Raw genomic sequence first — 24683 nt, 5'->3', positions numbered from 1 at the left:
ATAGTTTGTTATTTTGATGGAGACAATAGGCTGGCGTTTTCTCTGGTTTTTAGAGGGTCATACCTCGTATAAGAGAGTCTTGAAATTGCACTATTTCTGTTAGTAATCTTGAACAATTAAGTCTAAACATTTTACTAAGAAAATATCCTAAAGGAAAATTTTATACCTAGCTGTAAATACTCTGCCTAAAGGGGTTAATTTATTAACTCAGCCAGCCAAGAAAAATTTGGATAACAAACGCATTAGCTATATCAATAAAGAAAGCACCAATGAGTGGTACAACGATAAATGCCTGCGGTGAAGCCCCATACTTTTTTGTCACTGCGGTCATATTAGCAATGGCTGTAGGTGTTGCTCCCAACGCTAACCCTGCATAACCCGAAGCCATAATGGCTGCATCGTAATTTTTGCCTAATACTCTAAACACCACAAAGATGATGAATAATAAAACCATAATAACTTGCGCGGCTAGTAGTAATAAAATTGGTAAAGCGAGATCGATGAGTGTCCATAGTTGCAAGCTCATTAAAGACATGGCCAAAAATAACCCCAAACAAAAATCAGAAATTAACGCTAATGTGGGTGTTCCTGTTGGCCAAGGTAACTTTTTCCAAACTAAAGGTATCGTATTGGTAAGAATAATACCGCCAAATAAGCAAGGAACAAAAATAGGTAAATTAATACCGAAGCTGTCAATTAATTGATGTAAGTGTAAACCTATACCAACGGCAATACATAAAATTAATAACACGCTATAAACACTATGAACTGTTATTTTTTCTTGTTCGTTTTTAGTTCCAACAGAAAGGTGTTCTTGGCAACTTGAGCTAAGTTTATGACGTTTTATTAAATAGCCGGCGATTGGTCCACCACATATTCCCCCCAAAACTAAGCCAAAGGTGGCACACGCGATACCTATTTCCGTCGCATTTTTAATACCAAAATCACTAACAAAGGTAGGAGCCCAAGCAATAGCAGTTCCATGTCCACCACTGAGAGATATAGAGCTGCCTAATACACCGACAGGCGTTGCTAAGTCGGTAGCCATTGTGACTGCGATACCAGTGAAATTTTGAATAAATAAGTAAAAAACGGCCATAAAAAGTAAAGTGACTAGTGCCTTTCCCCCTTGCATTAAGGTGGAGAATTTTGCAGACAAGCCAACACAGGTGAAAAAAACAACTAGTAATATATCTCGTTGTTTTAAAGAGAAATCGATGCTTTGATCAAAAATGAAATAAATAACGCTAAAGAAAATTGAGGCAACAATACCTCCAGTGACAGGCTCTGGAATATTGTACTGTTGCAAAAAAGTTATTTTATTATTTAATAATCGTCCTAAAAAGAGGACCATTACCGCCAAAATTAACGTTTGTCTTGCATCAAGTTCCATGGATTATCTTGTCTCTTTATTAAACGCTTCTAACTTATCTTCTAATGCGGTTAATTTTTGATAAATCTTATCATTTTGTAACAGGATTTCTTCATTTTGCTGTCTAAGTTCTCGATTTTTTATATTGGTATCAGCAAAGCCAAAAATCTTATTGGCAAAAACAGCGCCTACACCACCTAATATGCCGACACCTAAAATGAACATAGTAAAAACAGCAATACGACCCTCTAACGTAATTGGATAGACATCACCAAAGCCGATGGTGGTTGATGACATCAGCATCAGCCAAAAAGCATCAGCATAATTCTTTACGGGTGATCCCTCTACGGCGGTTTCTGCTACAAAGGTGACATAACCTAAGCTGATATTAATAAATGCAAATAGGACGAAGGAAAGTATTGCTAATATGCCATAGTTGTAATTTTTAACGCCAAATTCATCAACTTTATATAAGTTACTTTTTTCCATGGCGTTTTGCAGAATAATCATCTTGCTCTCTTTGCTTTTACTCAGAATATTTTCGATGATATTACAATCTGGGACGATAGAAAAGTGTTTGCTTGGGGATAATCAGCACTATAGATTATAGACAGGTCGTACTGTGTACTATTAGTTTCCTGTTATTTGGCAATTTTACTGTGATGACATAAACTTAACTGTATATTTCATGTTTTACAATCAGGTGTCACTCATGGGTAGATGTTACAACAATATAGTCATAGACGCGTCAATTGAAGCAGTTTGGCAACAAATAGGCAACTTTCATGATATGTCGTGGGCGGAAGGAGTGATCACCTCTTTAGTTAAAGTAGGTCCTGCTAGTGGCACTGAAGTGGGCGCTAAGCGCATTCTAAATGATGCAATTCACGAAACCTTAGTAACACTAGATACAAGTAATTATACTTTTACCTATTCCATTGATGATGGACCAGATGCTATTGCTAAGTCAGCGGTAGATAACTATCTAGGTATGGTTAATTTGTCTGAAAGTAGCACGGGTGTGTTGGTTGAATGGAGCTCTAGTTTCACTTCCGATAATGAAAATGCTGTAACTGAGTTTTGTGATCCAATTTATATGGCATTACTTGGCGCATTAAAAAGTAGTTTACGTTAAGTCTGACTTACGGCAGCGGTAAATTGACTTGCAATAGGCAAGCTAATGACACGTAAACTTTCCTCAGAATAATAGCACTGACATCTTCCTATCTCTTAAGGTTGTTTGAGATTACCTACCTTTTTACAGTCTGACTTCAGACAAGTCTCTTGATGCTAACTTGCTTTTTTTACGGGCTTCTTCTGAAAGGTTCTTTTGCCGCGCTTAGGTTTAAAAGCAACCTTAGGTAAACCAGAAAAAGATTGCTGACTGGCACCTTGCACCATCTCATTGACAATAATTGTTAATGGTTGCATAAAGCTTAGATAGTTGGCATTTTTCTCACTGATTGCTGTGAGAGTTGCTTCCCATTGTGCTGTCATATCTGGCAAAGTAGCCATGGTGGGTAGGGCGTTGATTAACGCAACACCAACCTCAGTTGCGGTTATTGCTTTGCCTTGACGTTGTAAAAAATCACGTTTAAAAAGTAAATCAATAATGCCGGCGCGAGTAGCGTCTGTACCTAGACCATCAGTTTCTTTCAGTACTTTTTTAATGGCCGCGTCATTGACGTAACGCGAAATTCCGGTCATTGCACCGAGCAGCGTTGCATCAGTAAAAGATTGCGGTGGTGAGGTGTGTTTTTCTATTAATTCGCCTTGTTGGCAATGTAATAGTTGCCCTTTTGTTAAAGGAGGCAATGTTTGCTCTTGTTCTTGCCCATGTTCTAACTTGTTTTGGTTTTTCGTTTTATTACTTTTTGGGAATAATACTTGCCAGCCCAGTTGTTTCTCTGTTTTTGCTTGGCTTACAAAGTGTCCGCCAGCAATCAACAAATTCACTTTGGTTTGCTGATAAATATAGGCAGGATAAAACTGTACTAAATACTGACGTACAATAAGTAAATAGACATTTTTTTCAAAGGTATTTAAGTTGATGTTTTCAGGTGATTTCTCGGTAGGGATAATCGCATGATGGGCGGTTATTTTTTTATCGTTCCATGCCTTACTTACTAAAGAAGTATTTGCCCCTTGAGCGGGTTTATTACAAGGTAATGATGATTTGGCGAGTGTATTAACAATGCCACTTGCTTGCTTTAATTGCTCTTTAGGTAAATAACGACAATCTGAGCGTGGGTAGGTAATTAACTTATGTCTTTCATACAAAGCCTGACACACATCAAGCACAAGCTTGGCATTCATAGAAAACTGCTTAGCAGCACTAATTTGTAATTGTGATAAATTAAAGGGTAATGGGGCGGCTTGTTGTTTTTCGTTACTGTCAATATTACTGATTTTTGCGGGTTGGTTAGTAATGCGTTTAACGACATTTTCAGCTAATGCTTTTACCAAAACCCGACCTTCTTCATCGCAATATGGTTGACAGTTTTCACTTGGCTGCCATTTGGCGGTAAAAGCGACGGCTTCATTTGCAGTTAGCGCAATATGGGCCTGCACTTGGAAGAAAGGCTTACTGACAAATTCTGATATTTCTTGCTCACGTCTAACCACTAAACCTAACAAAGGTGTTTGCACACGACCTACCGATAATACTGAGTTATAACCGGTTTTTTGCCCTTGTAAGGTATAAGCACGGGTAAGGTTAATACCATAAAGCCAATCAGCGCGAGAACGAGCTAAAGCAGAAATAGATAACGGCATAAAATCACTATTAGGTTTTAGTGACGTAAGTGCTCGCTTAACGGCAGGTAAGTTTAAATCGCTGATCAGCAGGCGCTTAATGTTAGCTTTTTTGGTTTTTGATAATTTAAAGTAATCAATTACTTCATCTACGAGTAATTGACCTTCTCTATCGGGATCGCCAGCGTGAATAATTTCATCAGCTTGTTTTACCAACTTTCTTAGTACTGTCAGTTGTGCACGAGTACGGGGAATGGGTTTTAATTGCCATTGCTGTGGCACTATTGGCAAACTTTCCATGCGCCATTTTTTTAATTCGGCATCATAATCTTCAGGGTCTGCTTGCGCCAAGATGTGTCCGATACACCAACTGACCACATCACCGTTAGCGAGCTCAATATGTGTTTTATGGTTTTTTTGTGGTTTAGGTAATGCGGCAGCAATAGCGCGACCTAAACTCGGTTTTTCGGCAATATAGAGTTTCAAGCCATGTCCAAGTGTTAGTTATTAACAACAAAGACTTAAGTATAATGCGTTTACTGGTTTTATGTACAGCTTTATTGGTTGGCTTTGACTCGGTAAGGAAAGTACGCATAATACTTAAGGTTGAGCGATAAAAAAACCGCTCTAAAAGAGCGGCTTGAATCTTAGCTGCAGCGACATATTAGCTGCTTAAACAGTAAATATTAAAACTCGTAACGGGCAACAAATGATACATAACGTTCTGTTTGACGATCAGTAATACTTCCGTAATCTGCATTTTTAACTAAGTTACCATCATCATTAAGGGACGTTCTTGTTTCATTAATATTGGTCGCTGAATCGCTATCAAATACATTATAAACTGTTGCTTTGAATGATAAATCACCCTCCATTACTTCAGTAATATAAGTTAATGATAAGTCGACATTAGTAACCCAATCAAGGTTACCTTTTGAACCACGCTTAGCCGGTTGTTCGTTTTCATCGTAAAAGCTCTCATGACCAGAATTGCCATAACACGCTTCCCATACATTACCAGCAGCACAGCTATCTACGCCTGTTGGATGACGGCCAAGGTAACTTTGTGGACGACCAGAACTGATACTCGAAACGAAACCAAAAATTAAGTTTTCAGTAATGTCGTAACTACCGTTAAATTTAAATACATGGGTGTGATCGTTTGGTAACAAGCCATAGCCGTGGTCCATAACATCTCCGTAATCGTATGAAGTTGTCCAACCTGGATCTGCTTGGTTATTATCTGTTTTAACTAGACCTTCTGTATTACCCCAGTTTTTAGAGTAAGTGTAAGAAGAGTTAATGCGGAAGCTATCCGTGATCGAACCATCAAGGGTGAATTCCATTGCAGCATAATGACGTTCCATCTTAGGCAACATCATTTCCTCAGCAGATAAAGTTACTGCTTCAACGCCATTATCAGGATTACCATCAAAATCTTGTTCAATCGTTAAGCTTTCACCCGGGTTGTGTAAGAACCATGTACCACCGACATCATTATACCCAAGTTCAGCCAGTTTCTTATTCAGCGGTGATTGGATATCACTATCTTCTACACCACGGCCAAGTTCACGCCAAATAACGCGTGTACCAAAAGTCATGGTATCAAATACTTCTTGCTGAAAGCCTACGGTGATCTCATCTGAGTACATAGGCTCTAACGTAGTCGAAGCAATACCACCAGCTGCTAAGTTAGTGCTGTCTTGACGAATATCAGTCTCGCGATATGCTGAGCCATGGCTAGGAGAACCGTCAGCCAGTAAAGCGGGATAACCATCGTTGTCTAGTTGGTCTGTGCGGTAATAATCACGTACGTCTGTTGCTGAACTACCTTGAGTAATGTTCATGTTAGCTGATACTGGCTGAAAGAAACGGCCATAAGTGGCATAAACTTTTGAACTTCCATCACCAGATAAGTCATAGATGGCTTGTAAGCGCGGTGCTATTTGACTATCAAAATCAACATAAGCTTCACCACTGTTCATGGTATTTTCAGATTGGGTATAACGTACACCCATGTTTAATACTAAATTGTCAGTTGCTTGCCATGAGTCGTTTACATAAAAGGCTAGTTGACTCACATCAGAATCAGTAAATCTATTACGGACACGTTTTTCAATATAGGTATCACCTGCTGGCGCACCAGAAACACTGCCATCGCCGGCAGTATATACTGTCCACCAAGCGGCAGCGTCACCTTCACCATTAGGGAACTCTAAATAATCAACGGCTACATTGGTATAATCAACTCCAAAACTAATTGCATGTTCTTCAAGATCTAAGCTGAAATCGATACGTGCTTGGTCACGGGTGTATTCTTCATTTTTTAAAGTGCTGTCAGTGTCGTTACTTAATTTCACCCAGCCATCAGTAGCATCCCAGACACTTGGTGCTGCTGAACCAGGAATAGTATTAACTTCCTCAACCACACGACCAATCACTGCGTTTACACTGAAGTTATCCGTTAAGTAACCGTTATAATTAATGCTATATAATTGACCGCCATCTTCACCGGGTGAGTTCACACCCAGTTTTTCACCAACAGTATTGGCTTGCGAGTCATAGGCGTAATTTTTCTTGGTCCATGTGCGTTTATTATTCATCGCCATAAAGCCAAAAGAGTGATTTTCGTTAACAAACCAATCTGCTTTTGCAAACCAGCGGTCTGATTCTCGTACACGATCTGTCGTTACGGTTTGTGTTGAGTATGTTTCATCTTCTTTACGTGGCTCATATAAACCATAGAAGAATAGTGAATCTTCGATAATGGCACCACTTACCCAAAGTCTTGCTTCGGTAAATTGGTAACTATCTTGTCCAGTAGCTCCATCACTAGAAACATTGCCGTTGGCAAGGTAAACAGTGTCTTGGCTTGCGCGCATTGAAGAGGGATCAATACGTATTTGTCCGCCAAATTTAAATTCATTATCACCAGACTTTGATACGGCATTAACAATACCACCCAAGGCACCACCAAATTCAGGGCTTACACCACCTGTTTTAACTTGTGTCTGCGAAATAGCTTCCCATGGTAGGGATAACGCGCCTAAACCTGTTTTAATATTAGTGATATTAAGACCGTTTAAGTAATAGGCATTTTCCGCAGAAGATGAACCTCCAAAGCTAGAAGCACCCTTAAAATTTGAACCACCTGCAGAAGAGGTACCGGGGGCTAATAAAGCAATATTTTCAAAACCATTATCTACTGGCATTCTATCAAGCTCTTCCTGATTGAAGGTAACACCTGAAGTTGAAGACGCTAAATCTACACGACGAATACTACTACCGAGAATATCAATGCGTTCAATCTCTTGCGCTGTCGCAGAGCTTGACAGTAATTGACTATCTATAATAACAGGTTGACCAATTCTCAAGCTGATATTAGGTTCTTCTGCGCCGTTGTAGCCATCTTTTGTGATGGTAATATTATAGTCACCTACGGGAACATTACGCAGTGAGTAATTACCTTTATCGTTGGTTTTAACCGTGAATACTAAACCTTTGGTTTTATGTTTTAAGGTGATGGTCGCATTGCTGAGGACAGTGCCTTCATTACTGATGATATGGCCTTTAACCGTACCTGTGTCGATAGCCAATGCGCTAGGGGCATTAAGTATTAGTGCGGTACCTACGGCAATAGCAGCGAGAGATTTACGTGCCTTTAAGCTTGATGTAATCATTTGGTTTTACCTATTTTATTGTTGTTTTATATTATTATTGTTTTGTTGTGTCCTTTAAGCTGACTTAGCTTCCCTTGTATTTTTACCTGTCAGCAGCGGGGATTTCTTAAGCGAATAACCCTGAATGACGGACACACTTATATACGTTATATTGTATATTATCTACAATTATTTGATGTGTAATCATTACAAATAGAATAAAAAACGAACTGAAAAAATATGTTGGGAAACGAAAGTTCAGTAAAAACGCTTGTTGTGGGTGATGTGAAAAGCCACTGTATAATATAAATACAGCTTAAGAATATAATGCTATTAGCTTAGAATTATTTTGAATATCATGCTGTATTTAGCGAATTATCAAAATAAAATACAGTTTGTTGGCGGTACTGAAGTTATTTTAGAATGGTTATCTGTTGTGAAGTAGTAGCTACAACAGGGTAAGGATGAAAGTTGGTGAGATGTCATTCTCTTATTGTCTTTAAGGTAACTCTAGTTATTCAATGCCTTGTCGTTATGCTGGTGGCATTGAAGAGCTAAAATACTGCTAGTGCTTACGTTTAAACGTAAGCACTAGAATAGTACCGATTAAAATAGTCAGAGAAGCGAATACAATGCGTAATGTGATGGCCTCATTGAGCAATAGGGCACCCGCTAATGTTACCAATAGTGGGACACTTAATTGCACAATCGCGGCTTGAGTGGCTTTAAGTTCAGGTAAAACACTATACCAAATAATATAGCCGATACCAGAAGTAACAATACCTGATAACAATGCATAAATAACGCCTATGTTTGCTAAATCGATAGTGTTATTTGAGGAAAGGTAAACTATGAGCCATAACAGTATTGCCATGGGGGCAGCTTTTATGAAGTTACCGGCAGTACTAGCTGCGGGGCTACTTGCACCTCTGCCTTGCAGTGTGTAAATACTCCAAGCGACTCCTGAAATACACATCAAGAATGCTCCCATAAAGGAAGGTGCGCTTATACCGGGTAGCATCAAAATGACTAATCCAGCAAGTGCTAAAACAAAGCCGACTAGTTGTATTACGTTTAGCCGTTCTCCTTCACGGTAACCCGCAACGGTCATAGTAATTTGTACTGAGCCAAAGAGTAATAAGGCACCTGTGCCAGCCGCAATCAATCCGTAACCATAGGTAAAACTGACGGCATAAATAAACAAAGCAAAAGCAGCAAACCATGTACCGCCTTGTACTATTTTTTTATCTTTTTTTATCGCTAAGAATAACCACAAGAATAGAGCTCCTGAGACAACTCGAAGCATAATGAAGCTGGCTTCATCAATAGTCGTTTTTTCTAAAGCAAAACGAGTGATCAGCGAGTTAGCAGCAAAGGCTGATAGTGATAGGAATGTGATGAGAATGATGCGAAGCCGAGACATACTTTGCCTTATTTTTGTTTGGGAAAACTATAAGTAGGAGGAGAAGTGACTCGATTTTACACTTAAAGAAAATGCAACAGCATTTCAGGTGTTAGCTTACCAATTTGGCAAGCTAACACCATACTAGATAAGGTTAGACCATATCATCAAACGGGTTTTTGCTCGGTAGTGCAATGCTATTTTTGAATTCAGCAAAGGTTAAACTGTCGCTAGTTAACTCAATATCAGCTTCATTAATCAGACCTTTACCAAACTTATAAATTAAATCAAATTGACCATTGTTAGCGTTATCGCGATAAACTTGTTGAGCTTGTTCTACCTCAGCTAATTTTTGTTGGTAAGTTTCCATTGCCTCAGCGCCATAACGTTTTTCCATCATGGTTAAACTGACTTTTGGAGAAAAAACAGTAGCAGTTGCATTATTGCCACCAAAGCCTTTTGAATTGATAAACGCTATATCCATATCAGGGCAGTGCCAATGGTCAGTTGCAATATTAAGGTGTTCGTTATGAACATCTTCAGCAACTTCATCAATAGTGGTAATACCTGGCATAATGTTATCGCTAAAAATACCTAATGCCATTGCCATTTGATCGCCACTAGCGGGAGCTAACGTGTTACCAACATAAGCTTTAGGCGCAGCAACAGGCCAGTTTTTGATATCAAAACATTCTGCGACTTTATGATAAATTAATGATTCAGTAACGCGATTTTGTGGTGTACTTGAACCATGCGCCAAAATAAAACTACGCTCTTGTAGCGCTTCTTTACCTAAAACTTGTTCCGCTAAAGCAACGGATTTGGCCATAGTAATATAGTTACCAGGACCAGGTGCTGTAATCGATTTTTTATAACCGTCAGCATTAATGAATACGTCGGCAACAGAACCAAGTATTTTTGCGCCCATTTCTAACGCAAGGGCATCATCCATTAATACAACAAAATGAGCACCTTCACCCATAGTAAAACCGCAGTTATTACCAAATGGACGGCTAGTTCGGCGATGATCAGCAGTATCAGTACCATCAAGTTTCTTTAACCCTTCTTCATTGGCTAATGCACTCATGTTGCCAAAGCCTTCAATCATTTCTGGTGTGATAGGTGTTTCACTACTACCCACAATAGCGATACGAGTACGACCAGCTGCCATGTCATGTGCCGCTGCGCGTAAATTATATAAGAATGTTGCACAAGCACCTGAGCTAGTAAAGGTGGTGCCGACATTACCAGTAACATAAGCATTGATAAAATCAGTAGACATAGTATTAAGTCCCAGCGCTAATTGCTTAGTACTGACACGAGAACCCGTTAAACGGCTTTTAACTAAGCCACCAAAACCCTCATCATGCATTTGTCCTGCAATGGACGCTGAGTATGTCCCTACTTCATCAGGACTAATTTTAGCTAAAATGTCATCCCATTCGAACCCAGTAGAGCGTATAGCATCCGTAGCAGCAAAAATAGTTGCTTGTAAACCGCGAGGATGATTTCGACTGTTGTAAAGCTCGGCAGGATCAAACCCTGTTGGAAACTGACCTGCAGCCTTAATCGGGTTATCACGATACGAATCGTGCGTAATCGTTAGTTGTTCAGGAATTTCGACAGAAACTCGGCCTTCACCTATATCAGTTACCAACCATGAATTTGGTACTGGTTTAGGTAATTCTTTGGCACGTAATTCAAATGTTATAGGTTTATCTGTAGCGCTGAGATTCATTTTTTGATGCCAGTGAGTCGCATCAGGATCAAAATGATTTTTTTCAATTTTACGAATTAAGGTACCGGCAAGAATTTGTTGCCCAAACTTGCTTTCGATTTCATTCGCTAAAACAAGATTACCGTCAGCATCAACTAAACTGCCATCTTTTTTTGTGACAATTTTCATTAAGCTTGCTAAACCGACAAATGTTTCTTGGCGCGCTTGAGCAGTTAATTTGTCGATTACTATACGTCGAAATCCTTGATGAAATGAGGTACGGCCTGAAGCATTAATACCGCCCATGCCAATAATTAAAGGTAAACGTGTCATGTAATAATCCACTTAAAGAATTTGAATAAATGCAAAATAGTAGTATTGCGTTTGATAGTGTCTATTCTAATGACTCCTCAAAATAATAATAAGCCAAAATGGCCTTATAGTGTGTAATAATGGCCATAAGTGGTGAGTAGGAAAGAAATTATGCCTAATAAGCGTATAAAAACAGATTGTTTAACAAATAAGTTAACTGTGAATTTAGTTATATATCCGCATGTATTAGCCACGGGAGTGACTTTACCTATTGAGATGTTACTTGCTGGAGAAGCTTTTGCTAGGCGTTATGATAAATCAGTATTAAAACTTAACACGCAATTTTTAAGTGAGTCGTCAGTTAAAATAAAGTCACGTGCAGGCATTACTATGGTTGCAGATATCACCCTTGATAGTGAATTATTAGTTAAATCAGCCCCACCTGATATTATTATTGTGCCCAGTCTGTGGCGCAATCCTCGCCCTGTACTTAAAAGTCATCAAAAATTAGTTGCTTGGTTAAAGCATTGCTGGCAGCAAGGAAGTACTTTAATTGGTGTTGGCACCGGGGTGTGCTTTTTGGCAGAGTCAGGTTTACTAGACAATCACTCGGCGACCACACATTGGCATTATGTTGACCAATTTAAACGAGATTACCCGCAAGTTGATTTAAAACCCGATTTTTTTATTACTCAATCTGAACGCATTTATTGTGCTGCTAGCCTAAATGCATTGGCTGATATCATTGTTCACCTAATTTCTCAGCACTATGGTAAAGAGGCAGCACAAAATGTAGAACGGAATTTCTCTCATGAGATACGCAAGCCTTATGAGGAACAACGTTATTTGGAGGGATCGGGCGATAGGCATGCGGATGAATTGATTGCTGAAATTCAATTTTGGCTACGCACGAATTTGAATACGGAATTAACCCTGACAGAGATCGCCAAGCAATTTGGTATGAGCCAACGCTCATTTACCCGTCGATTCAAATCAGCTACTGGAGTACGTGCTACACAATACTGGCAACAGTTGAGAATAGAAACAGCAAAAGAATTATTGGCATCAAGTAATTTAACCATACAAGAAATAGCCGATCAGGTGGGTTATCAAGATCAAGGGCATTTAACGCGATTATTTAAGAAAGACTTACACTTAACGCCGAAAGCCTATCGCGCTATGGTAAGAAAAAAACTGTTCAGTTAATGAGTTAATATCAAAGAGTATGGTTCGATCAATAAATTGAAATTTCATGTTACCGAACGATAGGTCACTGTATTTTTTCCATGTGACTTTGCTTCATAAAGTAAATTATCAACTCGCTTAGCGATAGAGTTGGGGCCATCACCTGTGGTTACTTCACAGATACCTAAACTGATGGTGATATTAATATTCGAATGAAGAGTTTTAGATGCAACAATTTTTCTTAATTTTTCGGCTAACTGAATCGCATCAACTTTGGTTTTTGACTCCGATAAAATGACAAATTCTTCACCACCAATTCTAAATAGATGGTCAGTTTCTCGAATGTTTTTTTCGATAAGAGCACCAAAACTGCGTAAGACCGTATCGCCAACATCATGACCAAAATTATCATTAATGTTTTTAAAATCATCAATATCTATGCTGATAATTGAGAAAGATGTTTGGTAACGTTCAAAAACAGCCAGTAAAGATTTAATTTTAAGATTATACGCTTTTCTATTTTTTACCCGTGTAAGTTCATCCAATAACGTTTGTTGCTGTAATTGCTGATTGGCTTTTTCTAACGAAGTGATATCTCGACTAATGCCTAAAATTCCCGTGTTAATACCATCATAGACAAAAGGAATTTTTTTAGTTAACAGATAAACTTTTTTGTTATTAGGATAGATAACCCATTCTTCATTGGATCTAACACAACCTTCAGCGAGCATAAGTTTATCGTGCTTTCTGAATAGGCTAGCCAAGTCGTGATCAAATATCTCAAAATCATCCTTGCCTATCAGGTCCTCAGATTTTTTACCGACAAAGTAGAGGAAAGCAGTATTACAACCAATGTATCTGAAGTGTTTATCTTTATAAAAAATCAAGTCATCAATTAGATCAATGACGGAGTTAAGTAGTAGATTATTTTCTAAATACTTCATAGGGCTTTCCTTGAGCTAACTCGTTTGCTTGGTGATGTGGTAACAAGAAGCAGAGGGAAAAGAGTTTTACCTATCTAATATAGTCATAAAGTCACTCTTAAAGCAAAACAAACAGCTAATTGTAATCTGACTAATGTAGGGCTAAGTTGGTCAATAAATTAATCCGTTTGGTATAATACTTGTCACAAGCTATCAGCTACGGCAAAATAACGGTACTAACATTATTATTTGAGAAATACATGAGCGAAAAACTATCAACTGCACTCTCTATAGCCGAGAAACAAATTAGCCAAATGCTGGTCATGCAAGATGCGATGAACAGTCGTGTTAGTGATACATGGCGTGAAAATGGCTATGAATGGTATCGTGCAATTTGGGTAGAATGTGCTGAGATGTTAGACCATCATGGTTGGAAATGGTGGAAACACCAAGAAATTGACATCGCTCAAGTGCAATTAGAACTCGTTGATATTTTTCACTTTGGTTTGAGTTTACGTTTAATGTCTGGTGATAGCGCCGAATTAATTGCCAGTGAACTTTCAAAAGAATTACACCAAGGTACGGCAGAAAGTGACTTTAAAATAGCGCTAGAAAATTTAGCGTCAGCTGCTGTTACAAGTAGAGCTTTTGATGCTAAGGCTTTAGCTGACTGCATGTCTTTAATGAATATGGATCTAGATGAATTATTCAGACAATATGTTGGTAAAAATACACTAAACTTTTTCCGCCAAGATCACGGTTATAAAGAGGGGAGTTATATTAAAGAATGGCACGGTGAAGAAGATAATGAAGTATTAGCAAAACTAGTCACTACTTTAGATACTGGCGCAGAAGATTTTCAGCAGCAATTATACCAAGCGTTAGAAGAAAAATACCCCGCCTAAATTAATGCCACTATATATAGGTGCAGCATTTTGACGCTGCATCTATTTCTTAAATAAGCACTATTCAAAATAATACCTCAGTAATAACAACGTACTCATAGATAAAATCGGATCTTAATAAACCTTTGTGTAATATAGAACTTCGGCACATATTTTGCTTAATCAAGGTTAAGTAGTACGTTTATTCTCTAATATAGAGAAAGCGTCAAGAATTTGAATCGCTGGAGAAATGTATGGAACTGATATTATTTGCCTTGATTACCTTAGTGGTAATTGTTGCCGTGTTAGCTAGTCGTTTAAATGACAACAGCTTTCCTTTTCCTTTTGATAGTAAAAAAGCAATTTTTACCCCCGCAGAAAAAAACTTCCAAAACCTTGTTGAACAAGCATTAGGTGCAAAATACCGAGTGTTGAATCGCGTCAGACTCAGTGATGTGGTAACTATACGCAATGGTGTTTCAAGTCGGGCCAGTCAAACGGCAGCAAAAAGCGCCGAAACCAAGTACTTAGATTTTGTGATTTGTGATCGTAGCAGTATGAAACTACTGGGCGCCATTGATTTAGTAGATACGCAGGGCCGAGGTTATAAAATTAAAAAAGATTGGTTTGTTAGTGGTAGCCTAGAAGCAGCTTCAATTCCACATCTTCGTATTAAAGTAAAAGCTAATTACACCCTAGAAGAAATTAGATCGTGTATCCATACTCGTCTGCTGGGTAAATCGGCGGCTAACTTTGCCCCAGAGCCAAAAGTAAAGGGCCGTATCATCCCAGCACCTATGGTGAGAGCACGAAATAAATCAGTTGGCGCTTTAACAGCGGCAGCGGCTAGAGCACAAGTGGATCAACAAACACCGATAATGCCACAAATGTCAGCAGGACAATTAGGCGGAATGCCCGCTTCTTCTTTATCACATTAAAACTTGGTACTGAATTAAGGAATAACAGGACTATATCTAGCAAGAAATATAGTCAAGAAAATGTCCTAGCAAAGAAAAATAAAGAGATCCGACATTTAATAGTGTCGGATTTTTTACTTTAACCACCAGTAACAAGCCGTTGAGCAGCAAAAACAGTCTTTCTTTGAATGAAAAACCATCAAACAATCAATAAAGATGAAAAAAGTGCAAAATATTTGGATTTAGCTATTGCAAGGCGTAAAACATTACACTAGAATTCGCACCACTTAATGTAGTGCCGACTTAGCTCAGTTGGTAGAGCAACTGACTTGTAATCAGTAGGTCGCCAGTTCGATTCCGGCAGTCGGCACCATTAATACTTATTAAAGCAATGCTTATATAAGGTACCTTTTTAAAAGGTATAGGCTTTAAGTGGAGGGGTTCCCGAGTGGCCAAAGGGATCAGACTGTAAATCTGACGGCTCAGCCTTCGGTGGTTCGAATCCACCTCCCTCCACCATCTTTCGATTTATGCTTATTGCAAAATAAGGATAAATCAAAAAGAGATATCTGATAGAAAACGCGGGCGTCGTATAGTGGTAATACCTTAGCCTTCCAAGCTAAAGCTGCGAGTTCGATTCTCGCCGCCCGCTCCAATCTTTGTATATGAATGCTGATATGGCTCAGTTGGTAGAGCGCACCCTTGGTAAGGGTGAGGTCGGCAGTTCGAATCTGCCTATCAGCACCATTCCTAGATTAATCTATCCTTATCTCAAATTAAATATCAAACTTAAATAAACAGTAAATAATTACTATACCCAGAGGTATCTTACAATGGCTAAAGAAAAATTTGAACGTAATAAACCACATGTGAATGTTGGTACTATTGGACACGTTGATCACGGTAAAACAACTTTAACAGCCGCTATCTCTGCGGTATTAACTAAAGTTCACGGTGGTGAAGTTAAAGATTTCGCACAAATCGATAACGCTCCTGAAGAACGTGAACGTGGTATTACAATCAATACTTCTCACATCGAATACGATACTGAAGTACGTCACTATGCACACGTAGATTGTCCTGGTCACGCCGATTACATCAAAAACATGATAACTGGTGCTGCACAAATGGATGGCGCTATCTTAGTAGTTGCTGCTACAGATGGTCCTATGCCACAAACACGTGAGCACATCTTATTGTCTCGCCAAGTTGGTGTTCCTTTCATTATCGTTTTCATGAACAAATGTGATGTTGTTGATGATGAAGAATTACTTGAACTAGTAGAAATGGAAGTTCGTGAACTTCTTTCTGAATATGACTTCCCTGGTGATGATTTACCAGTAATTCAAGGTTCAGCTTTAGGCGCTCTTCAAGGCGATGAAGCATGGGAAGCGAAAATTATCGAACTTGCTGATGCACTTGATACTTACATTCCAGAGCCAGAGCGTGCAATCGACGGTGCATTCATCATGCCTATCGAAGATGTATTCTCAATCTCAGGTCGTGGTACAGTTGTTACTGGTCGTGTTGAACGTGGTATCATCAAAATTGGTGAAGAAGTAGAAGTTGTTGGTATCCGTGATACACAAAAATCAACTTGTACTGGTGTTGAAATGTTCCGTAAGCTTCTTGACGAAGGTCGTGCTGGCGAGAACTGTGGTGTTCTTCTACGTGGTCTTAAGCGTGAAGATGTTGAACGTGGTCAAGTACTATGTGCTCCTGGTTCAATTTTACCACACACTAAATTCGAATCTGAAGTATATGTTCTTTCGAAAGATGAAGGTGGTCGTCATACTCCATTCTTCAAAGGATACCGTCCACAGTTTTACTTCCGTACAACAGATATCACAGGTGCTGTAGAGCTTCCTGAAGGTGTTGAAATGGTAATGCCTGGCGACAACCTTAAGTTTGTTGTTGAGCTAATCAACCCAGTAGCGATGGACGAAGGTTTACGCTTCGCTATCCGTGAAGGTGGTCGTACTGTTGGTGCTGGTGTTGTTTCTAAGATTATGGCTTAATTTGTCTTTAACATCGATTTAGCTTCGTTGTTGGTACTCATTGACTAACGTCAACTCCGTGCCAACGTCTTGTTAAATTATCTGTTAAAACACAAATTCATATTAGAAATAATATCGAATAAAGAAGGTCGCTCGCGCGGCCTTTTTTGTGCGCGTCATTAATAGCTTGAAAGAAGTCTTTAGTTTTATAGAGTAGGATTTTGAAAAAGTGACCGGACTTCAATAATGCGATATGCCATTTCTTAATGGCTACTGAGTATCGATTGTGTTTTAAATAATCATGTTCTGACGATTCGAAGATAGTATTGCAGAGAAACGGCTTATCTTAGCCAATACATCAAATACTTCTTGAGTAAAACACTGGGCTGAGTATAATAGCGCCTCACTTCTCGAGTATCTCTTATTTCCCAAAAAACTAAGATTCACCTGATAAGTGTAACCATTGCTTTATAAGCAATCTGTAGGGGTGTAGTTCCAATTGGTAGAACAGCGGTCTCCAAAACCGATGGTTGGGAGTTCGAGTCTCTCCACCCCTGCCATTTTTGAGTAAATATAGGTGAATTCATCTATGTTTTAGCGACTTGTGATAACAAGTCGTGTTATTAGAAAGTAGATAAATACGGAATAGAATTATGAATGCAAGTACAGAAGAGCAACCAAGCAGTTCTTTCGATACAGTAAAGTGGGGAGTTATATTCTTACTTTTAGCTGGTGCTGTTGCGGGTAATTACGTTTACGGTGAAGAATCAGTATTAATTAGAGCCGTTGCTGTTGTAGCAATGGTCGGTATTGCTGGTTTAATTGCATTACAAACTGAAAAAGGTCGTAATGCCGCTATATTTGCAAAAGAAGCGCGTACTGAAGTACGTAAAGTTGTTTGGCCAACACGCCAAGAAGCCGTACAAACAACAGGTATTGTGTTAGTAGTGACGTTATTAATGTCATTGCTACTTTGGGGATTAGACTCTGTTCTATTCTGGTTAGTTGGTTTAGTTACAGGTATGCAGGTTTAGTTATGTCAGAAGAAAATAACCCAGAAGAAAATAACCCAGAAGAAATTTCAGCGGCAGAAAATGCAGAAAATCAAGTCAATAGAAACCCGAAATTGCGTTGGTATGTAGTACAAGCATTTTCAGGTTATGAAGGTCGCGTTCAAAAGACATTGAAAGAGCACATTGGAATCCACGGCTTAGAAGATAAGTTTGGTGAGATTTTAGTCCCTACTGAAGAAGTAGTAGAGATGCGTGCTGGTCAAAAGCGTAAAAGTTCACGTAAGTTTTTCCCTGGATACGTTTTAGTTCAAATGGAAATGGATGTTGATGCTTGGCATTTAGTGAAAAGTGTTCCACGCGTTCTTGGCTTTATTGGTGGTACAAGTGATCGTCCTGCACCAATTACCCAGAAAGAAGCGGATCGTATTTTACAACGCCTTGAAGAAACTGATAAGCCGAAGCCTAAGACATTGTTTGAACCAGGTGAGGTTATTCGTGTTATTGATGGACCATTCGCTGACTTTAATGGTGTGGTTGAAGAACTTGATTACGAGAAAAACCGTATCAAGGTATCAGTACTTATCTTTGGTCGTTCAACGCCAGTTGATTTAGAATTTGGTCAAGTTGAAAAGGGTAGCTAAGTAGTCGCTCCTTCTCACTTGATATAAAAACGCTTGCCTTGTGCAAGCGTTTTTTTTTGTGATTAAATCGACACTTCTAGAGAAATTTAAAAAACATCCAACGGATTAATTTATTGATCCGATTGTTATCACTTTACATATCAGCATATCAGCATATCAGCATAACAGGATCGCTATAATAGATTAATCATCAGCTGGTTAATACTCGTCTGTGTAAGTTCAGTAGTAGAGTAAATGTTAGATAAACCTATTCACTTATGGCTGCTTGATGAAAAGGTTCTAGTGTAAAATCTGTACTTGAAGAGATATAAGGTAGTTTTGCTAACGGACTAAGTTAAATAGCTCAGTCCGTTGATGTTCATTACTCAGTCATTGCAGTCATAGCTAACAAATACCAGGTTGAATTTTGTAACCATTGCTCTACCCAGCGCCTATTATTTTCATCAGGCCCTTCAGCCCAAGTAATGCCACGGCCATTTTGGCTTGATGTTGCACCAGTGATACCATTTGAAATACCACCATTTAACATAGTACCCGCACTTTTAGCATGCGGTGGGTTATTAACGCCAAAGCCGTATAGCATACTTATTTGGTAAGGATTTTTACCCATGATCCAATCCATTTGGCTTTGTGCAAAATAACCGAGTTCATCATTGATACCAAAAGCACCAGCTTTATCAATGTGAGTAATTTTACCTCCCCATATTGCTGCGGCGGTTAATGAGGCCAAGCGTGAACTTTCACCTTGCCATGCATGTTTAGCTTCACTGGCATGCGGGATAAAAAAGCCTTCTTGTTGTTTAGAATACAAGTGATCTTTGTAGCTTCTAAATGTTTGGCGTGCCAAATTAAATGGATTGGCGACCTGAGAATTTAAGGCGAGTTGATAATCAAGCGATAGTTTAATAGTACGTTTAGTTTTCGCTTTAATTTGTCGATTACGCTCTATTGCTAAATAATCAACTAAGGCAATTACAGGTAATCCTGCTTCAGCCCCATGATAAAAAGGTCTTTCGTCATCATCACTCACAAACCAACCTTGTGAAGTCATTCTATTATTTAAGTTATGAGCACGGTGGCGTGCGGCTTTTAAGTATTTAGATTTTTTAGTTATGCGATAAAGTTCAGTTGCTGCAATGAGTGCAGTGTAATCATCGATAATGTTTTCTTTACCATTATCCACATAACGTAGGTTGTTCTTTTGTAAATGGGCAAAAGCACGCTCAGCATCGGTTAAATACTGCTTTGCAGAAAACTCACCTTGAACGCCTGTTTTATTACTCAGTTCATGTGCTCTTACTAACGCGGCAATAGCCATACCCCCACCTTCACGAAAAGCGGCTTTGAAGTTAGTATTATAATCACCGTCAGGTCCTTGATAGCCCGTGACCAAACGTTCTTCTGCAAAACCGCGCTGATCGAATATACTGGTATAGAAGTAGCCTTCACTGTCTAATATTCTATGTAAATAATCGGCACCCCAAATAACTTCCTCAGCAAGCTCCAATGTTAAGGCCCTTCGGTCATACAATCGATTTAAGCTATCATAAGATTTTGCCATTGCCCACGCAGCTATTGCGCCTTGCTGAGATACTAAAAAGTTAGACTCAGTATGCTGACTTAAATGCTTGCCTTGATCGCCTCCTGCATCTACCCAACCACCAGAAACATTAACGTAACGTTCAGTACCATTTATGCGAAGAGATTGATCTCTCGGGTTAGTATGACGACTCGCTTTAAAGTAATTGACTAGTGATTTGGCTGTAAGCGCGAAGTAAGCATTATGTTTAATCGCGAACGTTGATGAAGCTAGTTGCTGCTTGGGTGTATTTACTACAATATGAAATTCACCTCGTCGCTTTACTTGAGAAAAATCAGCGAGGTAATAGTGAGCACCTTGGCCCCATTCAGTAAAGCTGGGCTGAGCAGTAAGCTTACCTTGATAAATAATGTTTGAACTTTGATAAACGATAAAGCGACTTGCTGTTTCACCTATGGGTAAAGCAATCACTGCTTGTTTTGGCGCTTGAACGTCAAAAGCCAGCTGGTTAATATAAATATTAGCCTTGGTTAGGGTAGGTGGGTTGCTTGGTTGTGGTTTGCTGCTACAAGCGGAGAGAAGTATCACCAGAGCAAGTAGCATTCGTTTACATAAATGAGAATAAAGAGAGGCCGCTGTCATTTTTTTACCGTAAGGTTATCTTTTTTATAGAGTTAACCTTAACTTATTGGTATCAATTTGGTAATACTTTAATCACATAAGATAATTTTTTTCTGCTATTTAATTGGCTCAGATTTGTTTTGTAGTAATTGATTTAGCTTATCAATTTTTTGTTCAAGAATTAACATATCTTCTTTAGTCGCTATGACTTGTTTAGGTTTACCTTCTTCTTCATGCATGACTTGCATCGCATCAACAATAATACCTATAAATAAGTTAAGGACCGCAAAGCTGGTAATAATAATAAAGGGTACAAAGAATACCCAAGAGAGAGGAAATAATTCCATGGTTGGACGAACTATTCCCATAGACCAACTCTCTAATGTCATTACCTGAAATAGCGTGTAAGCAGAAGCACCGATGTTGCCAAACCACTCCTGCATATTCGCATCACTATGAGTGCCAAATATTTTAGTCGTTAGTACTGCAGACACATAAAATATAATACTCAATACACCAACGACTGAAGCCATTCCTGGTAATGAATGCCCTAGCGCGCCTATTACACGACGCATTTGCGGGACGACAGAAAGTAAACGTAAAACCCTCAAGATTCTGAAGGCGCGTAGTACCGATAATGCACCGCTTGTAGGTGCCCAAGAAATGGCAACGATTATAAAATCAAACCAGTTCCACCCGGAACGAAAAAACTGACTTCTATACACAATGAGTTTTAATAAAAGCTCTATTGTGAATAATACTAATATGGTCGTATCTATAGTGTGTAGAAGAGCAGCATTTGCTTTACCAAACGTGGTTGTTTCAAGACCCAGACTAATTGCATTAAAGAGGATAAGGAAAATAAGAAAGCTTTGAAATCTTTTACTTTCAACAAACTTTTGTAGTTTGTAGCTGTGTGCAGATATAGACATATAAGACCTAGGAATAATGTGACTGACATTTTTATGAAAGCATTATAACTAAAATCAAAATGTTAAATGTAAGAGACTTTAGCCAAAACAAGGAGGTTAAGCCCTGTGCAGCACGAAATACTACTCATAAATGTGTTTTGGGTAACAATATGAAAGGTATTTTTACAATTTAATAACTAAATGCTGCAACATAAAGGAAAAACGATTAAAATATGCGCCGTAAAAAACCAATCATTGGACTACATTCATAGGGATAATATGTAATGCGCTACTTATCAGTTTCAAAAATAAGCCAGTTTATCGGTTTATCAATTTTTTCTTTATCGTTATCAGCTGCCGAGCAGCCAAGTGCTGAGAGTTTAGTTGGCAAGGTGTATCTTGGTGGCCATGCCATGTATTTAAAAACAGATGAGGATCGTCTTTTTAATAGCAATGCCAACTCATCAATTGACCATGCTTCAGGTTTAGGTGTTGAAGCGGGTTACCGTATCTCAGAGTTATTTGAAACTAGACTTTCTTATACTCACTTTAATCCGGTTGCTGAAAATCATAATTATGATTTGTCATCAGGCAAAAGCATTGCGTTAGACCTATTATATTTCCCATTTAAAGAAAGTTTCTATGTTGTTGGTGGTGCAGATGTTTTAGATGTTGAGGAATCGAACCTTTCTGCAGCGTTAGGTGCTGGCTACCGCCATTATTTAAGTAAGAATATGGCGCTTTATTTTGAAGGAAAAGGCCATTATCAATTTGAAGATAATTACACTGACCTATCTGCTAAGTTAGGTTTTATTTATTTCTTTGGTACTCAAAAAGCTGAAATAAAGCGTAGTGAGCCGGTTAAAGCCGTTGCGGTTGTTGCGCCGGTTGCGGTTGTGGCTCCTATCGCAGAATTAGATAGTGATAACGATGGTGTGTTAGATAGTAAAGATAATTGCGCTAATACTCCTGCAACGGACAAGGTAAATGAAGTAGGTTGTACTGTTTTTACTGAAGGGCAAGATACAGTTGAGTTACTTATTAACTTTGATAGCAACAAAGCCGTAGTTAAAGAAAAATATAAACCAATTATGGTTAAAGTCGCTAAATTTATGGAAGCTTACCCAGATCTTAGTTTAACAATTAAAGGGCATAGTTCAGCTAAAGGTAGCGCAAAATACAACCAAACGTTATCAACTAAACGTGCTCAGGCGGTTGTTGATGTGCTAATTAATGAATTTGGCATTGATGCAAGCCGACTTAAGGCTATTGGCTATGGTGAAAGCAAATTATTAGATAAAAATAATACTGCCGCTGCACACGAGAAAAACCGTCGTATAGAAGCGACTATTTCTAGTACTAATAAAGTAGCAGAAAAACGCTGATTTTACAGAGGAAATAGTGGTGTGAAGCAAATACATAACACGACTATTTTCTAGGTAACAATAAAAGCGCTTGAAATGATATGGCTGGTTAATATATAATCCGCTGCCGCTTATTTTTAGCGCGCACTAAATGCGCTTTATTCTGTTGTGAAAACAATTGTTTTTAAAGCGAATTTTGTAAACAGGGAAGCGAAAACTTTGCTATAAGTTGGTGAATTCCACCTTAGTGTTAAGTGAATTGCGTTAACTACCCAAACAAAAGGTATTTTAAAATGGCTAAGAAAGTCCAAGCTTTAATCAAGCTACAAGTAGCTGCTGGTGCAGCTAACCCGTCACCACCAGTTGGTCCTGCATTAGGTCAACATGGTGTTAACATCATGGAATTCTGTAAAGCGTTCAACGCGAAAACAGATTCTTTAGAAAAAGGCGCTCCGGTTCCAGTAGTAATTACTGTATATAGTGACCGTTCGTTTACTTTCGAAACAAAAACTCCACCTGCTTCTTTCTTATTGAAAAAAGCAGCTGGCATAAAAAGCGGCTCTGGTCGTCCTAACACTGATAAAGTTGGAACTGTTACTACAGCTCAACTTGAAGAAATCGTTAAGACAAAAGAACCTGATTTAACTGCTGGTTCTCTTGAAGCTGCAGTGCGTACCATTGCGGGCTCTGCTCGTTCAATTGGTTTAGTGGTAGAGGACTAATCAATGGCTAAATTATCAAAACGCGCTCGTCTTATCCGTGAAAAAGTAGACGTAACAAAAGAATATGATATCAATGAAGCAGTTTCTTTATTAAAAGAATTTGCTACAGCTAACTTCCGTGAAAGCGTTGATGTTGCTGTAAATCTTGGTATTGACGCTCGTAAATCAGATCAAAACGTTCGTGGCGCTACAGTATTACCAAATGGTACTGGTCGTGAAGTTCGTGTTGCTGTATTTACACAAGGCGAAAACGCAGAGAAAGCTAAAGCAGCTGGTGCTGACATCGTTGGTATGGAAGATTTAGCCGCGCAAGTAAAAGCTGGCGAAATGAACTTCGACGTTGTTATTGCTTCTCCAGATGCAATGCGTGTTGTTGGTCAACTAGGTCAAATCTTAGGCCCTCGTGGTTTAATGCCTAACCCTAAAGTTGGTACAGTAACTCCTGACGTAGCTGGCGCTGTTAAAAACGCTAAGTCTGGTCAGATCCGTTACCGCAACGACAAGAACGGTATCATCCATACTACTATCGGTAAGGCTGATTTCGAACCTGCACAATTGCAAGAAAACTTAGAGTCTTTGCTAGAAGCGCTTAAAAAAGCTAAACCTGCAAATGCTAAAGGTCAATACTTGAAGAAAGTTTCTCTTTCTACAACTATGGGTGCCGGCGTTGTCGTCAACCAAGCAACACTAACTCAAGCTTAATATTACTGGTAATTTATTACCTGTAAATATTGTTGAGTAAAGTTTTG

The 24683-nt window shown here is 38.8% G+C and carries 19 protein-coding genes and 5 tRNA genes; 15 read left to right on the top strand and 9 right to left on the bottom strand.

Going from position 1 to position 24683, the window contains the following annotated elements; translation table 11 throughout:
• Positions 1 to 202: 202 nt before the first annotated feature.
• Together gltS and ESZ36_RS04260 are read right to left on the bottom strand one after the other, a co-directional pair.
• Complete coding sequence (gene gltS / locus ESZ36_RS04265) at positions 203 to 1393, bottom strand: sodium/glutamate symporter (protein WP_146783994.1); 1191 nt, start codon at positions 1391 to 1393, stop codon at positions 203 to 205.
• A 3-nt stretch (positions 1394 to 1396) separates the two neighbouring features.
• Positions 1397 to 1882 carry a potassium channel family protein gene (locus ESZ36_RS04260; RefSeq protein ID WP_246128987.1) on the bottom strand — a complete coding sequence of 162 codons (486 nt, stop codon included), beginning with the start codon at positions 1880 to 1882 and terminating at the stop codon, positions 1397 to 1399.
• A gap of 202 nt (positions 1883 to 2084) precedes the next feature.
• Between ESZ36_RS04260 and ESZ36_RS04255 the strand changes: the two genes are divergently transcribed.
• Entirely contained in the window at positions 2085 to 2507 is a 423-nt protein-coding gene (locus ESZ36_RS04255; RefSeq protein ID WP_146783992.1) for an SRPBCC family protein, read from the top strand.
• A gap of 155 nt (positions 2508 to 2662) precedes the next feature.
• Here ESZ36_RS04255 and ESZ36_RS04250 read toward each other — a convergent pair whose 3' ends face one another.
• The 4 genes from ESZ36_RS04250 to ESZ36_RS04235 all read right to left on the bottom strand — a co-directional run bounded on the left by ESZ36_RS04250 (position 2663) and on the right by ESZ36_RS04235 (position 11237).
• A complete protein-coding gene (locus tag ESZ36_RS04250) occupies positions 2663 to 4612 on the bottom strand; it encodes a DNA topoisomerase III (protein ID WP_146783989.1) in 1950 nt (649 codons plus the stop codon).
• A 200-nt stretch (positions 4613 to 4812) separates the two neighbouring features.
• Complete coding sequence (locus ESZ36_RS04245) at positions 4813 to 7806, bottom strand: TonB-dependent receptor (RefSeq protein WP_146783987.1); 2994 nt, start codon at positions 7804 to 7806, stop codon at positions 4813 to 4815.
• A gap of 544 nt (positions 7807 to 8350) precedes the next feature.
• Positions 8351 to 9208: a DMT family transporter gene (locus ESZ36_RS04240; RefSeq protein ID WP_146783984.1), complete on the bottom strand. Its 858-nt coding sequence runs from the start codon at positions 9206 to 9208 to the stop codon at positions 8351 to 8353.
• A gap of 133 nt (positions 9209 to 9341) precedes the next feature.
• A complete protein-coding gene (locus ESZ36_RS04235) occupies positions 9342 to 11237 on the bottom strand; it encodes a beta-ketoacyl synthase (protein ID WP_146783981.1) in 1896 nt (631 codons plus the stop codon).
• 150 nt (positions 11238 to 11387) lie between these two features.
• Between ESZ36_RS04235 and ESZ36_RS04230 the strand changes: the two genes are divergently transcribed.
• Positions 11388 to 12422 carry a GlxA family transcriptional regulator gene (locus tag ESZ36_RS04230; RefSeq protein ID WP_146783978.1) on the top strand — a complete coding sequence of 345 codons (1035 nt, stop codon included), beginning with the start codon at positions 11388 to 11390 and terminating at the stop codon, positions 12420 to 12422.
• Positions 12423 to 12466: 44 nt separating this feature from the next.
• On the opposite strand, the gene ESZ36_RS04225 is transcribed toward ESZ36_RS04230, so the two are convergent.
• Complete coding sequence (locus ESZ36_RS04225; protein WP_146783975.1) at positions 12467 to 13345, bottom strand: GGDEF domain-containing protein; 879 nt, start codon at positions 13343 to 13345, stop codon at positions 12467 to 12469.
• Positions 13346 to 13584: 239 nt separating this feature from the next.
• On the opposite strand from ESZ36_RS04225, the gene ESZ36_RS04220 reads away from it, so the two are divergent.
• The 10 genes from ESZ36_RS04220 (at position 13585) to nusG (ending at position 18776) form a co-directional block, all read left to right on the top strand.
• On the top strand, positions 13585 to 14229 hold the full coding sequence (locus ESZ36_RS04220) for a dUTP diphosphatase (RefSeq protein WP_011045505.1): 645 nt from the start codon (positions 13585 to 13587) through the stop codon (positions 14227 to 14229).
• Between the two features lie 233 nt (positions 14230 to 14462).
• The gene (locus ESZ36_RS04215; protein WP_146783972.1) at positions 14463 to 15146 is read left to right on the top strand and encodes a DUF2726 domain-containing protein; all 684 of its coding nucleotides are present in this window, start codon (positions 14463 to 14465) and stop codon (positions 15144 to 15146) included.
• Positions 15147 to 15422: 276 nt separating this feature from the next.
• Positions 15423 to 15498 (top strand) — tRNA-Thr (locus ESZ36_RS04210).
• Between the two features lie 61 nt (positions 15499 to 15559).
• A tRNA-Tyr gene (locus ESZ36_RS04205) sits at positions 15560 to 15644 on the top strand.
• 62 nt (positions 15645 to 15706) lie between these two features.
• A tRNA-Gly gene (locus ESZ36_RS04200) sits at positions 15707 to 15780 on the top strand.
• Positions 15781 to 15796: 16 nt separating this feature from the next.
• Positions 15797 to 15872 (top strand) — tRNA-Thr (locus ESZ36_RS04195).
• 86 nt (positions 15873 to 15958) lie between these two features.
• The gene (gene tuf / locus ESZ36_RS04190) at positions 15959 to 17143 is read left to right on the top strand and encodes an elongation factor Tu (RefSeq protein WP_146783938.1); all 1185 of its coding nucleotides are present in this window, start codon (positions 15959 to 15961) and stop codon (positions 17141 to 17143) included.
• A gap of 462 nt (positions 17144 to 17605) precedes the next feature.
• Positions 17606 to 17682, top strand: a tRNA-Trp gene (locus ESZ36_RS04185).
• A 93-nt stretch (positions 17683 to 17775) separates the two neighbouring features.
• Complete coding sequence (gene secE / locus ESZ36_RS04180) at positions 17776 to 18156, top strand: preprotein translocase subunit SecE (protein ID WP_146783970.1); 381 nt, start codon at positions 17776 to 17778, stop codon at positions 18154 to 18156.
• A gap of 2 nt (positions 18157 to 18158) precedes the next feature.
• On the top strand, positions 18159 to 18776 hold the full coding sequence (nusG, locus tag ESZ36_RS04175; protein WP_246128986.1) for a transcription termination/antitermination protein NusG: 618 nt from the start codon (positions 18159 to 18161) through the stop codon (positions 18774 to 18776).
• 361 nt (positions 18777 to 19137) lie between these two features.
• On the opposite strand, the gene ESZ36_RS04170 is transcribed toward nusG, so the two are convergent.
• Together ESZ36_RS04170 and ESZ36_RS04165 are read right to left on the bottom strand one after the other, a co-directional pair.
• Complete coding sequence (locus ESZ36_RS04170; protein WP_146783967.1) at positions 19138 to 20958, bottom strand: glycoside hydrolase family 9 protein; 1821 nt, start codon at positions 20956 to 20958, stop codon at positions 19138 to 19140.
• 95 nt (positions 20959 to 21053) lie between these two features.
• Positions 21054 to 21869 carry an ion transporter gene (locus ESZ36_RS04165; RefSeq protein WP_146783964.1) on the bottom strand — a complete coding sequence of 272 codons (816 nt, stop codon included), beginning with the start codon at positions 21867 to 21869 and terminating at the stop codon, positions 21054 to 21056.
• Between the two features lie 263 nt (positions 21870 to 22132).
• Here ESZ36_RS04165 and ESZ36_RS04160 point away from each other — a divergent pair, with 263 nt between their 5' ends.
• The 3 genes from ESZ36_RS04160 (at position 22133) to rplA (ending at position 24636) form a co-directional block, all read left to right on the top strand.
• Positions 22133 to 23233: an OmpA family protein gene (locus tag ESZ36_RS04160; protein WP_146783961.1), complete on the top strand. Its 1101-nt coding sequence runs from the start codon at positions 22133 to 22135 to the stop codon at positions 23231 to 23233.
• A gap of 272 nt (positions 23234 to 23505) precedes the next feature.
• Entirely contained in the window at positions 23506 to 23934 is a 429-nt protein-coding gene (gene rplK, locus ESZ36_RS04155; protein ID WP_146783959.1) for a 50S ribosomal protein L11, read from the top strand.
• Between the two features lie 3 nt (positions 23935 to 23937).
• Positions 23938 to 24636: a 50S ribosomal protein L1 gene (rplA, locus tag ESZ36_RS04150; RefSeq protein WP_011045497.1), complete on the top strand. Its 699-nt coding sequence runs from the start codon at positions 23938 to 23940 to the stop codon at positions 24634 to 24636.
• The last annotated feature ends 47 nt before the right edge of the window (positions 24637 to 24683 follow it).

Source organism: Colwellia demingiae (genome assembly GCF_007954275.1).
GTDB classification, from domain to species: domain Bacteria; phylum Pseudomonadota; class Gammaproteobacteria; order Enterobacterales; family Alteromonadaceae; genus Colwellia; species Colwellia demingiae.
This window is presented reverse-complemented; position numbering and strand designations above follow the sequence as displayed.

Coding starts and splice junctions, on each gene's coding strand:
- ESZ36_RS04260 (WP_246128987.1), bottom strand. CDS start 1,882: ATGATTATTCTGCAAAACGCCATGGAAAAAAGTAACTTATATAAAGTT.
- ESZ36_RS04245 (WP_146783987.1), bottom strand. CDS start 7,806: ATGATTACATCAAGCTTAAAGGCACGTAAATCTCTCGCTGCTATTGCC.
- ESZ36_RS04170 (WP_146783967.1), bottom strand. CDS start 20,958: ATGACAGCGGCCTCTCTTTATTCTCATTTATGTAAACGAATGCTACTT.
- tuf (WP_146783938.1), top strand. CDS start 15,959: ATGGCTAAAGAAAAATTTGAACGTAATAAACCACATGTGAATGTTGGT.
- nusG (WP_246128986.1), top strand. CDS start 18,159: ATGTCAGAAGAAAATAACCCAGAAGAAAATAACCCAGAAGAAATTTCA.
- ESZ36_RS04215 (WP_146783972.1), top strand. CDS start 14,463: ATGGAACTGATATTATTTGCCTTGATTACCTTAGTGGTAATTGTTGCC.
- rplK (WP_146783959.1), top strand. CDS start 23,506: ATGGCTAAGAAAGTCCAAGCTTTAATCAAGCTACAAGTAGCTGCTGGT.
- secE (WP_146783970.1), top strand. CDS start 17,776: ATGAATGCAAGTACAGAAGAGCAACCAAGCAGTTCTTTCGATACAGTA.
- gltS (WP_146783994.1), bottom strand. CDS start 1,393: ATGGAACTTGATGCAAGACAAACGTTAATTTTGGCGGTAATGGTCCTC.
- ESZ36_RS04230 (WP_146783978.1), top strand. CDS start 11,388: ATGCCTAATAAGCGTATAAAAACAGATTGTTTAACAAATAAGTTAACT.
- ESZ36_RS04165 (WP_146783964.1), bottom strand. CDS start 21,869: ATGTCTATATCTGCACACAGCTACAAACTACAAAAGTTTGTTGAAAGT.
- ESZ36_RS04225 (WP_146783975.1), bottom strand. CDS start 13,345: ATGAAGTATTTAGAAAATAATCTACTACTTAACTCCGTCATTGATCTA.
- rplA (WP_011045497.1), top strand. CDS start 23,938: ATGGCTAAATTATCAAAACGCGCTCGTCTTATCCGTGAAAAAGTAGAC.
- ESZ36_RS04220 (WP_011045505.1), top strand. CDS start 13,585: ATGAGCGAAAAACTATCAACTGCACTCTCTATAGCCGAGAAACAAATT.
- ESZ36_RS04235 (WP_146783981.1), bottom strand. CDS start 11,237: ATGACACGTTTACCTTTAATTATTGGCATGGGCGGTATTAATGCTTCA.
- ESZ36_RS04240 (WP_146783984.1), bottom strand. CDS start 9,208: ATGTCTCGGCTTCGCATCATTCTCATCACATTCCTATCACTATCAGCC.
- ESZ36_RS04255 (WP_146783992.1), top strand. CDS start 2,085: ATGGGTAGATGTTACAACAATATAGTCATAGACGCGTCAATTGAAGCA.
- ESZ36_RS04160 (WP_146783961.1), top strand. CDS start 22,133: ATGCGCTACTTATCAGTTTCAAAAATAAGCCAGTTTATCGGTTTATCA.